This window comes from uncultured Butyricimonas sp. (assembly GCF_959596855.1).
GTDB lineage: Bacteria > Bacteroidota > Bacteroidia > Bacteroidales > Marinifilaceae > Butyricimonas > Butyricimonas muris.
The window spans coordinates 16372-29967 of sequence record NZ_CAUFYA010000056.1 but is presented as its reverse complement, the minus strand read 5'-3'; the positions used below and the strand labels follow the sequence as shown (position 1 = coordinate 29967).

9 protein-coding genes are annotated in these 13596 nt (G+C 45.1%); all 9 read right to left on the bottom strand.

Translation table 11 applies throughout. The features are described 5' to 3' along the window. Window positions 1-803: TolC family protein (locus Q5866_RS18300; RefSeq protein WP_303181708.1), on the bottom strand; the 803-nt coding region annotated here is incomplete at its 3' end. Between the two features lie 161 nt (window positions 804-964). After that, window positions 965-4015, bottom strand: coding sequence for an efflux RND transporter permease subunit (locus Q5866_RS18295; protein WP_303181706.1), 3051 nt, complete (start codon window positions 4013-4015; stop codon window positions 965-967). A gap of 108 nt (window positions 4016-4123) precedes the next feature. Next, window positions 4124-5209 (bottom strand): efflux RND transporter periplasmic adaptor subunit, encoded by a 1086-nt coding sequence (locus Q5866_RS18290; RefSeq protein ID WP_303181704.1) that lies wholly within the window; start codon window positions 5207-5209, stop codon window positions 4124-4126. A gap of 145 nt (window positions 5210-5354) precedes the next feature. Then, window positions 5355-6281, bottom strand: a complete 927-nt coding sequence (locus Q5866_RS18285) for a magnesium transporter CorA family protein (RefSeq protein ID WP_227215376.1) — start codon at window positions 6279-6281, stop codon at window positions 5355-5357. Between the two features lie 150 nt (window positions 6282-6431). Then, window positions 6432-7445, bottom strand: coding sequence for an endonuclease (locus tag Q5866_RS18280; RefSeq protein WP_303181701.1), 1014 nt, complete (start codon window positions 7443-7445; stop codon window positions 6432-6434). A 1-nt stretch (window position 7446) separates the two neighbouring features. Next, a complete protein-coding gene (locus tag Q5866_RS18275; RefSeq protein ID WP_303181699.1) occupies window positions 7447-10551 on the bottom strand; it encodes an ATP-binding protein in 3105 nt (1034 codons plus the stop codon). 118 nt (window positions 10552-10669) lie between these two features. Further along, the gene (locus tag Q5866_RS18270; RefSeq protein WP_099290163.1) at window positions 10670-11023 is read right to left on the bottom strand and encodes a carboxymuconolactone decarboxylase family protein; all 354 of its coding nucleotides are present in this window, start codon (window positions 11021-11023) and stop codon (window positions 10670-10672) included. Window positions 11024-11030: 7 nt separating this feature from the next. Next, the gene (gene rseP, locus Q5866_RS18265) at window positions 11031-12371 is read right to left on the bottom strand and encodes an RIP metalloprotease RseP (protein ID WP_303181697.1); all 1341 of its coding nucleotides are present in this window, start codon (window positions 12369-12371) and stop codon (window positions 11031-11033) included. 70 nt (window positions 12372-12441) lie between these two features. Further along, window positions 12442-13593: a 1-deoxy-D-xylulose-5-phosphate reductoisomerase gene (locus tag Q5866_RS18260; protein WP_303181696.1), complete on the bottom strand. Its 1152-nt coding sequence runs from the start codon at window positions 13591-13593 to the stop codon at window positions 12442-12444. Window positions 13594-13596 lie beyond the last annotated feature (3 nt).

Here is a 13596-nt window from a genome sequence, read left to right as displayed (position 1 = left end):
GGTGTATCCGTTTTATTATAGTTATACCCGGAAGTAAAATCCAACGTGGGGAACAACACAGCCCGGGTATTTTTCAAATCCAAAGCCGAGATTTTCTGATCCTTTTTTGCCAGCAACAAAGTCGTGTTACTTTGTAACGTCCTTTGTTCCAATACACCTAAAGACAAAAGAGGTCCCAATAAAATCGTATCCCGCACGTATTCCACCAACTGCAAGTCATTATTCATCAACTTGTTCAACGTGATGTAGGCTCCTTTTAACGCTTCTTTCTGTTTCACGTAAACAGAACTGTCCGCATTTAAATCTATCTTTGCCTGTTGGGCTTCCAAACCGGAACGATTACCCACCTCGTAGCGGGTCTGTGCTTCCTCGTAGCGTTCATTAGAAACCTCCAACGAACGAAAAGCTGCTTTCAACTTATGCTGTTGCACCAGCACGTTATAATAGGCAGCGCTTACATTCACAATCAGGTTCTCCACCGCCTGCTGAACAGCAAGTTCTCCCATCGCCAGCAACTCTTTCTGCTTCTCGTGCGTGGTAAACATCTCCAACCCGTCGAACAAACGCCAGTTCAGTGCAACCCCGGCAGAATAATTATCCGTCTTTATGTCGGACATCTTATTCACCTCTCCCGCACTATTTTCCGTTTTGGAATCATTACGCGTCTGTGTCTGCTTTGCATTCGCATCCACGGTAGGTAAAAAAGTAGAGTAACTCAAATCATTCTTTGCCATACGGGCTTCATTCCGGATAATCTTAATAGAATAATTCGACTCCAACGCCTGCGCTATACATTCCGGCAAAGTCTTTCGCTCTTGGGCGAAACAATTGAAAATTGAAAATTGAAAATTGAAAATGAGCAATAAAAATATTGCCTTCAATGCAATTCTCTTATATTGTAACCCACATTTTATCATATCAACTTGTTTTATTCCTTTCAAAAAACTCATGAATATATCCATTTTCAATTTTCAATTTCTTCTATGATCCGCACTTTCTTTGCTGACAAATACGTGTAAATAGCCGGAATCACAAAAAGAGTCAATAACGTGGAACAGACCATACCGCCCACCACGGCTATACCCATTGCGACACGGCTTTCTGCCCCGGCTCCCGTCGCCATTGCCATCGGCAAAATACCTAATATCGTGGATAAACTGGTCATCAGAATCGGGCGCAAACGTGCCACGGCAGAATCCTCGATTGCTTCCCTCATGGATAAGCCTGCCGCCTTACGTTGATTCGCAAATTCCACGATCAGAATACCGTTTTTAGATACTAATCCGACTAACATGATAATACCGATCTGGCTGAAAATATTCATCGTCTGCCCGAAGTACCACAAGGTCACCATTGCCCCTATCAAGGCTAAAGGCACGGTAAACATGATAATCAACGGATCCCGGAAACTTTCGAACTGCGCCGCCAATACCAGATAAATAAATACCAAAGCCAACATGAAAGCAAACATCAAACTGGAAGAACTTTCCACGAAATCTTTCGAAGTACCGGACAAAGTAGTCTTAAAATCGTCATTCAGCACCCGGTCAGCAATCCGGTCCATCTCCTCCAATCCTTGTGAAAGCGTTACCCCTTTCGCCAATCCTGCCGACACGGTTGCCGACACGAAACGATCGTAACGATACAATTGCGGCGGCATCGAACTCTCGCTAATAGAAATCAAGTTATCCAGATGCACCAACTCTTTATTGGCATTTCTCACGTATATACCTTGCAGGTCACTCGGTTTATTCCGGTCTTTACGTTCCAACTGACTCAATATCTGGTACTGCTTCCCGTCCATAATATAATACCCGACACGTTGCTCGCTCATCGTCAACTGCAACGTTTGAGCGATATCCTGCACGGAAACCCCCATGGCTGCCGCCTTATCGCGGTCAATGTTCACGGTCAACTCCGGTTTCGTGAACTTCAAGTTCAAATCGGAAGCCGAGAACATCGGGCTTTTATTCACCTCATCCATAAACACGGGCAACATCTCTTTCAGATCTTCCAGATTCTTCGCCTGAATCACGTATTCCACGGGCAATCCACCGCGACGTCCTCCGAACGTCTGTTGTTGTGAAACCAAAGTACGAGCCCCTGTAAATTGTCTTACCTTCAAAGCAAGTTCATCGGCAATCTCCTGTTGTGTACGTTTCCTGTCATCCGCATCGACCAACCACAACTGCAAGCTCGCCCGATTCGTCTGTCCGCCCCCGATAAACTCGATGACTTTCTCCTGCTCCGGTACAAAATCCTCAACAAAAGTTGAAATCTCATCCGCATACCGGCTCATGTATTCGTATGTCGCACCCTCCGGCGCCACAGAATTCAAGCGAATATTGGAACGGTCTTCCAAAGGAGCCATCTCTGACGGTATCAACAACCAAAGAAAATAAATAGCCACCCCGGAAGCGCAAAGGATAATAATGGATACATAACGCACTTTCAAGAACATCTGCAACCATCGTCTGTACATGTCGGTCATCCCCACGAAGAAAGGTTCCGTTTTCCGGTAAAACCAATTCTTGGCAGCATCCCGGGTCAATAATTTAGTGGAAATCATCGGGGTAAACGTCAACGCCACGAATGACGACACGCAAACCGCCCCGGCGATAACAATACTAAACTCACGGAACAACCGTCCTGTCGTCCCTTCCAAAAATACAATTGGAAAGAACACCGCCACTAGCACCACCGTGGTAGCGATTACGGCAAAGAAAATCTCGTTAGCCCCCTTGAATCCCGCTTGCAAAGGCGACATTCCCTGCTCTATCTTCGTAAAGATATTCTCCATCACCACGATAGCATCGTCCACCACCAACCCGATCGACAGCACGACGGCAAGCAAGGTCAGAATATTGATCGTGAAACCGGCAATATACATGATAAAGAAAGAGGCTATCAATGATATCGGAATTGCCAGCACGGGAATCAATGTCGTCCGCCAACTCCTCAGGAACAAGAATATAATCAATACCACCATGATAAACGCCTCGAATATGGTATCCTGCACCTCGTTGATAGAACTACGGATAAATACCGTGTTATCGAAAGCGATTGTCGCGTCAATATCATCCGGCAAATCCTTCTCCAAATCCTTCATCACCACGTATGCCCTATCCGCGATATCGATATAGTTTGCACCCGGCTGCGGTATCAAGGCACACATCACCATCGGTATCCCGTTACGCTTGGCTATACTTCGGGTATTCTCGGCATCAACTTCCGCTACACCGATATCGCTAAACCGGATAATCTGTGCACCATTGCGGGCTATCACCAGATTATTGAAATCATCTATCGACATCAAACGCCCCAACGTCCTAATCGTCAATTCCGTGTTATCCCCCTCGATACGACCGGAAGGCAACTCGATATTTTCTTTTTCCACGGCACTCTGCACGTCCATCGGCGTCAGCCCGTAAGCTGCCAGTAACGCCGGGTCCATCCGCAAGCGCACCGAATAACGCTTCTCTCCCCAGATATCCACGCTACTAACCCCGGGAATCGTCTGCAGCCGTTCCTTGTAATAACGTTCGGCATAACCGCTCAAGTCAATCAGAGAACGTTGTCCGCTTCGCAAAGAAATAGCAAATATCGGTTGAGCATCTGCGTCCGCCTTGTAAACGGTAGGCGGGTCTATATCTTTCGGCAAACGCCGCAAAGAACCGGAAACCTTATCACGCACGTCATTAGCGGCAGTTTCCAAATCCACGTCCAACTCAAATTCTATCGTGATTCGACTCTGCCCGTCACGGCTGGTACTACTTAGCGAACGGATTCCTTGAATACCGTTAATCGCCGACTCCAACGGCTCGGTAATCTGCGTTTCGATCATGTCGGCATTCGCCCCCACGAAAGACGTGGAGACCGAAATCACCGGGGGATCAACACTCGGGTAATCGCGTACTCCCAAATACAACAACCCGATTGAACCGACAATCACCAAAAGCAGGTTCAACACGGTAGCCAACACGGGACGTTTTATACATGTCGAAGATAAACTCATCTAATTTTAGATTTTAAATTTTAGATTTTAGATTCCTACCGCACAAGACCGACGCTTAGGATTTCACCTCCATAAGCCCCGCGCCTTTTCATTTTCAATTTTCAACTTTCAATTATTAAGGCTTACATTCACCGCCATCCCTTCACGCAACTGCATCAATCCGCCGGTCAACACGGTATCCCCGATTTGGATTCCTGCCGTTACCTCAATAAATTTATTATCGCGGCTTTCCGTCTGCACGGCGACACTGGTTGCTTTACCGTTTTTCAGTACCCACAAACGCTTACCGTTCATTTCGGGCACCACGGCTTCCGTGGGAATCAAAATAAATTTCAATCCTTCCGCCGTGTTCCATTGTCCCTTCACGAACATTCCCGCCATCAAGTTATCCGTGTTTCGATAACGGGCACGCAATATAGCTGCATGCTTATCATTGATCTGCGGGTCGACGGCATACACTTCCGCGCTAATATCATGATCCAATCCCGCCACTTCAAAATCAATCTTCCTGCCCACGATAGGAACTCCCACGATATATTTCTCGGGTATCACGAATTCTACTTTCAGAAAAGAATTATCCACGATTGTGGATACTTTCGTACTGGGTTGCAGGTAACTCCCCACACTCACGTATCGAAAACCCATTTGCCCGTCAAAAGGAGCCCGAATCTCGGTACGGATAATCTTCACCTTCAGAAGTTCGATATCCGCCAGATTCATATTATACTCCGTTTCCAACTGCTGAAATTCTTCCACGCTTATCGACTCCCGCTTCAACAACACCCGCAAACGTTCCAACTTCGCTTCCTGCAATTTCTTTTGAAACTCCAACCGCTCCAACTGAGCCTTCAAATCGGAATCGTCCACCTTCACCAACAAATCACCCTTCTTTACACGAGCTCCCTCCTTAAACGCAATCTCAACAATTTTCCCGGCTGTCTCCGAAACCAACTCCACCTCCTCGTTAGCCACCAGCGACCCCGTCACCGGAATACCGGTTGAAGAAGTTGCAAGAGAAGCCACAATACCGGTTACCGGTAGCGCCCCCCTCGATGCGGCACGGGGTGATGCAGCCGTTTTCGGGCTATCGTCAGCACTATCACTTGAAGAAAAATCCAAACGAGGGATCAATATAATACCCACAACAACAATCGGTATACCTATCTGTAAAACTCTTTTTAATCCTTTGTTCATATTAAAAACATTACATACAATTACCTTAGTGTTCGCTTACTTCACAGGCATTCACGACACTATTGTTAAGACATCAAATATCTTCAAAAGTTTATTGGCAAACCGTTAAGACTTTGTTAAAATACCAAGGATTTTAAATTTAATTTCAGAACCAATGCCTCCACTTGAACACCACGAACCCGAACACGGAAAAAAGAATGGATATCACGATCACGATCAAAAAACCATACGGGTTTTCCTCCAGTGAATTGGGCACGTTCATCCCGTACAAACTGGCTATCAACGTCGGCAACATCAAGATAATAGAGATAGAAGTCAATCGTTTCATCACGATATTCAAATTATTGGATATCACCGAAGCATAAGCATCCATCGTCCCGCTCAATATATCGCTGTATATTCGAGCGGAATCCTGTGCCTGCCGCAACTCGATCTCCACGTCTTCCACCAGATCCTCGTCAAAAAATTGCCGTTGCACCTTCAACGTCTTCATCTTGATCAGCAAATTATCATTTCCTCGCAACGAAGTGATAAAAAAGACCAAAGACTTCTCGATCTTCAACAATCGCTGCAACTCCTCGTTACGAATGGACTTTTCCAGTTCCACCTCCGCCATGTGCATCTGCGCATTGATCTGCTTCAAGTATTTCAAGTACCAAACCGAAGAAGACAGGAAAAGGCGGAACACCAAGTCCCAGTTATTCTCGATCTCCAGATTCTTCCGGATCACGTAATTGATAAAATCCGGTATCATTGCCGTCTGGTGATAACACACGGTCACGAACACATCCCCCTTCACGATAATACCCAGAGGCACCGTGATAAAAGGAATACTATTATCTACCGATTTGAAAGGAATACGCATAATCATCAGCGTCCATCCCTCTTCCACTTCCAGACGGGAACGCTCGTCAACGTCCTCAATGTCATCAATAAAAGCCTCGGGAACACCCTTTTCGTCGATTAAATATCGAATATCTTCTTGAGTTGGTGAAACAACATTAATCCAGCAATTGGGTTCCCATATTTTTTTCTCAACGAACCCTACTTTACCCATTAGGAAAGTTCTCATAATAATTCCTCCTTCAATTTATGAATAGAGGCTTTATTCGGAACCCCTACTCAGATTAATACCGTTGATGATAGTCGTCCATATCTTGTTCTATGAATTTTGCCACAAAAGTAATCTTTTATTTTTAAGATAGTTGCTTTACAACTGGTTTTATTTTTTCAGTTCAATAAACACGGGAAGATGATCGCTATACCCACCGATATACTTTGGCCCCCTGTAAGTCGGTTTCGGACGTTTTCCAAAACTTCCTTTTTCTTCCTCCATCAAAAAATCGGAAGCCACAATTTCCATTCGCCCAGAAGAACGCAAACCATGCTTTCCGTCCAACAAAGTCCCGGAAACAATCACGTGATCCAGCGTCTGCCACTCTCCCTTGAAACGATAACTTCCCCGAGTCTTTCCCAACAAATAATAACCGGTATTATAAAGGTCGCGGGAGTTTATTTCTTGTCCCTCCGGATTTTTAGTCCCCAACGCCTGTTGTGCACGAGTATTTGCCCGTCCGTTCATATCCCCCATAATCACGATCATCGCTTCCGGCTGACACGATTGTATTGAATCGACCTTCTCCTTTACAACAGAAGCCGCTTTCACCCGTTTCCATTCACTTTTAGCCTCCCCGCCCCGCATGGAAGGGAAGTGACAGACAAAAAAATGCAACGTATCGACTTCCCTCAATACCCCCTTGCAATAAAGGATATCCCGGGTAGTTTCCCCTTTCCTCAATTCCACGGGGAAAAATTGACTTCTCAATTCCCGCAACACCGTTGTATTATACAAAAGAGCCACATCAATCCCTCTCGCGTCGGGCGAATCCTCGTGTACAATCCCGTAATTCCCGTCAGCCAATCCGGTTTTTCGAATCAGGTCAAATAAAACCTGTCGATTCTCCACTTCTGCGAGACCGATAATCGTCGGCAATCTTTCGCTCGCGAGCAACGCCCTTGATATATTCAATATTTTCCCGTGATAACGTTCTTTTGTCCAATACATTTTTCCACGCGGGGTAAAATCTCCGTCCACTTTCAAAGAATCTTTACGAGTATCAAACAGATTTTCAACATTATAAAACACCACACGATAAGAATCCGTCTGTCCCGACGCTCTCCAGTGAAACAGGCAGAAAAGAAGAACAAAACATCCAAAGACACATCTCGACTGCATGCTACAATAAAATAATCCTTTTTTCCAGCAAATGAATAATTTTACTTTTCAACACATTCGCGTTAATCGGCTTGGCGGCATAAGCATCAAAACCACTCGCCATGATTTTCTCTTCATCCGAGGCATAAGCATACGCCGTAACGGCAATAACGGGTACGGTTGAAGATATTTTACGTATCTTTTGAACCGCCTCGTATCCATTCAATTCCGGCATATTAATATCCATCAACACCAAATGCGGGCGATGTTCCTCGAACAAATTCACCGCTTCTACCCCATTCCACGCGTGTACCAGCTTATAATCTTTCTTCAGAATAGACTCGAAAAGCATATAATTACTCGGGTTGTCCTCGGCAATCAGAATTTTCAATTTGTCCTTTTCCACCGCTTCCTGTATGACAAACTCGTCTTTTTTGTTCTCCTCGCGATGTAATTTCACGGGATTATAAGGTACTGTAAACCAAAATGTAGAACCATTACCGATTTCCGACTCCACCCCTATTTTTCCACCCATCCGTTCCACGATAGTTTTACAAATCGGCAATCCTAACCCCGTTCCTTGGGCGAAAGAATTTAACTTCACGAAACGTTCAAAGATAGCCTCTTTCTTATCGGCACTAATTCCGCAACCGGTATCCGTCACGTAAAAATACAAGGTATTCTTTTCCAGTAAATGATACCCGAAGCGAATACTTCCCTTTTCCGTGAATTTCGTCGCGTTATTAATCAAATTCGCTATAACTTGAGTCAATCGGTTCTTCTCCATATGTATACAACATTCTGGCAATCCTTCCTCGAAAACAATTTCCACCGCGGAAGTTGTCAATCGCAATGCGGAAGTTTGCTCCAGTTCATGCAACAAAGCGTTCAAATCAAAATCCGAATAAACGAACTCCATCGAACCGGATTCGATTTTCGAGAGATCGAGAATATCATTAATCAACTGCAAGAGCAACTTGTTATTATTCTCGATGATATTCACGTACTCCTGTTTTTCACGCTCCTCTTCCGCAGAAGCCAATATATTGGAAAAACCGACAATAGCATTCAACGGCGTTCTGATCTCGTGGCTCATATTCGCGAGGAAAGCCGACTTCAAACGATTGGATTCTTCGGCATATTCCTTCGCCTCCCGCAAATCCAGTTCCATTTTCTTACGTCCCGTGATAACCAAAGAAGAACCGACCAATGATAAAGCCTTTCCGTTCTTATCCTTTTTCTCCACGGCAGCCTGCGCTTCCACCCACTCGAATGAATAATGGTGATTATTTCTGTCCAGAACCCGGTATTCCTCTTTTATCTTTTCCACCTTTCCCTCGATCAAGGCAGAATAAGCCGCACGTACACGTTCCCTATCATCCTTATGAATCTTGGAGAAGTATTGCTCTTGAGGTACAGACAAAGTATCTTCACCCCCTTGGTAATGTTGCAACTCTATCGGGCGATTCACGTCACACAACATAGTCCCGTCCTCCAAATTCCAACGCCACGGGATAATATTGGCAACATCCAATGCCATTGCCAACTTATAATTCACTGACTCCAATAGCGCTCTCGTGTTCCGTAAATCGGTAATATCCACACAAAACACATCGATCATCCCGATTTCCTCTGAAGCAACAAGCAACACTTCGAAATATTTCTCTATCGACTTATGGTAATACTCTATCGTGAAAGACTTCTTTTCGGCAAGCATCGTCTTGTACAAGACCAAATACTCTTTATAATTACTATTCAGAATCTCACTCCCTCTCTTGCCGACAATATTCTCACCACCTTTAAAATACTTGCAAAACATAGGATTAATAACTTGCACGACATAATCCTCCAGTTCCCCCCGATTATTGTATATCAATTTATGCTTCGTGTACGCGATGGGCATATTTTTAAATAACGCCTCGTATTTTTTCAAAAAAGACAATTCCTTCTCGTGCAACGACCGCTCCTTCCTCATCAAACGTATCCTCTCCCACATCAAATAAAGCGAGAATAATAAAACGACAACAACAAATATCATGTACCGGTTCTTGGACCAGAAACTCTCCGGAACAAAAAAGTAATGTGCGTTATCAGGATATATTGATGCGGGAATACCGGCTTTCTGCAAGACATTATAACACAAATAATAATCCGGTTCAACTTGTTGCCAAGCAACATCCTTGGGACTCTTTCCCGCCATGATCTCCCGTAATGTCCGGGCGACCGTATGCCCGAACTCCTGTCCCGAATAAAAATATCCTCCCGCCAGCTCTCCATCCTCAATCCCGATATCTTCCAATATAAACACGGGATGATGATCGAAAGTACTTATCGTCTTATGGTTATTGCATGAAATATATTTATTGCCAACCATACCCTCGCGTTGAAACCATGAGAAATACAACAACCCGACCTTGTTTATATCAAAAGAAGATATCGAATCCAGCATATCATCCATAGTCATCTCCCCCTCCGTGAAATAACTTACTTGAAGGTCCGGAAAATACTTCTGACAAACTTCCCGCATCTCGTATCTTACCTGCGCACTAACATAACGATGATCGGAAATAAGGACTACCTTTTCCATTCCGGGAAGCAACAACTTCATTTCATCAATTGTTCCCCTCACGTGAATGGGGCATTCGACAACCGTGGCATTATATCCTTTTGTCAGTTCCCGAACAGATTTCATCTCTCCCGGAACAATCTCTTTTTTTTTCAACACGGAAGCCCATGATGTCACATAATCTTCCTGCACGCAAAAGATTATCGGAACATCTTTCCACACCCCGTTAAAAGCATCTTCAAACAAACACCACGCGGGAGACCCGAGCACCACGATACAACGGGGTAATGGAGTCGAATGTTTTTCTATAATCAAACGTTTTCTTTGCCGCGCAATGGAATCCTCCTCGACCAAAAGCATATTGAGGGATTCGATAAGAATATCCTCCTTGATCGAAGGATCTTTCCGAAGGCTGTCAATCACGTAATTCGACCACACGGTAACATCCGTGTACGAATTAATAACCAAGACATTATCCCGATCACGAGCCCACGAGACCGAAAACTCAAACAGAACAAAAATAAATAAAAAACCGCTCCGTAAAATATTCTTTAAGCACATGCCACATTTACCTTTATAAACGAGTACAAAGGTACAAATATAGCTTGAACTAACAACCGGAAAATGAATTAATTTCCCTATCTTGCCCGCACTTCGCAAATCACGGAATCGGCAATCACTAAATCTCCGAATATTTCCCCAGTTCCTCCCAATACTCCAACGCCCGCCTCGTGTGGGGAATCACGATAGTCCCTCCGACAAGATTGGCTACCGAGAATATCTCGAACAACTCCTCCGTGGTCACCCCGAGTTGATGACACTTTTCCAGATGATACTTGATACAATCGTCACAACGCAAGACCATGGAAGTTGCCAATCCCAACATCTCTTTCACCTTGGCGGGCAAAGCGCCATCCATATATGTATTCGTATCCAAATTATAGATACGTTTCATTACCTTATTATCAGCGGCAAGAATCTTTTCGTTCATTTTAGCCCGGTACGCCCGGAACTGTTCAACCATTTCACTCATAACTCTTTCAATAAATTCCGATCAACTTCAAAATATCATTTATATTCGCGAATAGCAGCAAGAATATCAAAAAGAACATTCCGCCTATCTGAGCATTCTCCATAAACTTCTCGTTCGGTTTGCGACGGGTAATCACCTCGTACAACAGGAATACCACGTGCCCCCCGTCCAAAGCCGGTATAGGCAACAGGTTCATCACACCCAGAATCAATGACAGGAAAGCCGTCAAATCCCAGAACGCATGCCAATCCCATACACTCGGGAAGACATTTCCGATAGACACGAAACCTCCCAGAGATTTGATCGCTTCCGGGTTTTTAAACAGCTTGAATTGCTTCAAATAAGATTTTACCTTATCCACTCCCATGTTGATACCCGCGGGCACGGACTCCAAGAATGAATATTTTTTCACGGCAAATTCGAAATCAGCTATAATCCTCGGCTGTATCCCCATGAGCTTGGAGTCGCCCATATCGAGATAGAGAGTTAATGTATCCTGCCCTCGCAACACTCTCACGTTCATCACGCTATCCCGATGATTCATCACCAGTGACTGGAACTCGTCATAATAAGTAAATCCCCGTCCGTCCACCTCGATAATCGTGTCGGTCGCCAACATCCCGGCATTCCTTGCCGGTGCGTCTTGAGCGAAAGCCACAATCTCACCGTTATACTTGTAACGAGGTGCCAACAAAGCCTTCTGGTCAAAACCATTGGAGGAATAAGCCAGTATCTTCTTGACCAAAGTAGGGGGTATATCGAGGCTCACAACCTGCCCACCTCGCAACACTTGCATAGTCTTCGGCTCATCCAGCAAAAGATGAAGCATAATATCGCTGAAACGCTCCACTTTCTTGTTATCGAAAGACAAAACAATATCCCCGTTACGCACCCCCGCATCCAACATAATACTGTCACACACGACACCGTATTTCACGTTTTCCGCCGGTAGATACTCCTCGCCCCAAGTATAAAGCACCATGATATATATAAAGAATGCCAGCAGGAAATTCACCAACACCCCGCCAATCATGATCAACAACCTTTGCCATGCCGGTTTGGAACGAAATTCATAAGGTTTTGGCGGCTCTTTCATCTGCTCCAGATCCATCGACTCGTCAATCATCCCGGAGATCTTCACGTAGCCCCCCAAAGGCAACCACCCCATCCCGTACTCGGTTTCCCCCTTTTTAAAACGGAAAATCGAAAACCACGGGTTGAAGAAAATAAAAAACTTCTCCACCCGTACCTTGAAAAGTTTTGCCATGAAGAAATGTCCCATCTCGTGCAACATCACGAGAATCGACAAACTCAACAAAAACTGTAATATCTTCACTAATACATCCATGTTCTGATTTTAGATTTCTTGATTTATGATGTTAGATTCCAATCGTCAATCGTAACTCATAAATCGTAAATTATTTATTTTTCAATTGTTCTGCTATTCTCCGTCCCTCCCGGTCGGTCGCTATATAATCCTCCAACGTCGGCTGCCCGATAAAGCTGACTTTATCCATCGTTTCCTCTATCACGTCAGACATCGCCGTGAAAGAGATTTCCCCTCGCAGGAAGGCAGCCACCATCACCTCGTTCGCGGCATTCAACACGCAGGGGGCATTACCGCCGCGGTTCATCGCCTCGTAAGCAAGTCCCAAGTTGCGGAATGTCTTTATATCCGGTTTCTCGAACGTCAAGTTAGAACACACGCTAAAATCCAAACGGGGAATATCGGAATGTACCCGTTCCGGGTAAGTCAACGCGTATTGTATAGGCAAACGCATATCAGGTACACCCAGTTGGGCTTTCACGTTCCCGTCTTGAAACTGTACCATCGAATGTACCACGGATTGGGGATGCACCAGCACTTCAATCCGCGAAGGCTCCACCCCGAACAACCACTTCGCCTCGATAGCCTCGAATCCCTTGTTCATCATCGAAGCGGAATCAATGGTCACCTTGGCGCCCATGTGCCAATTCGGGTGCTTCAGAGCTTGAGCGGCAGTTACCGTCCTTAAATACTCGTGATCTTTCCCCCGGAAAGGTCCCCCGGAAGCTGTCAACAATATCTTCTCTATCGGGTTATTATGCTCTCCCACCAAACACTGGAAAATTGCCGAATGTTCCGAATCCACAGGCAATATCGCCACCTTGTACTCCTCGACCAGACGATTGATTAAATCCCCGGCAACAACCAGCGTCTCTTTATTTGCCAACGCGATCGTCTTTCCCGCTTTTATCGCGTTGATCGTCGGGAGCAAACCGCTATACCCGACCATTGCCGTTACCACCACGTCAATAGTAGACGTTCGCACGACTTGAGCGATAGCGTCACTTCCCCCGTACACTTTTATATCTTCATCCCGCAACAAATCCCGCAATTCCCCCAACTTCTCCTCGTTCCCGATCACCACCATATTAGGTTTAAATTGTTTCGCCTGCCGCGCCAACAACTCCACCTGATTATTTGCCGTGAGAACTTCCACGCGAAACCGTTCCGGGTTAGCCTCGATTACCTGTAATGTCTGTGTTCCGATAGACCCGGTCGATCCTAATATTGCTATATTTTTCATTAA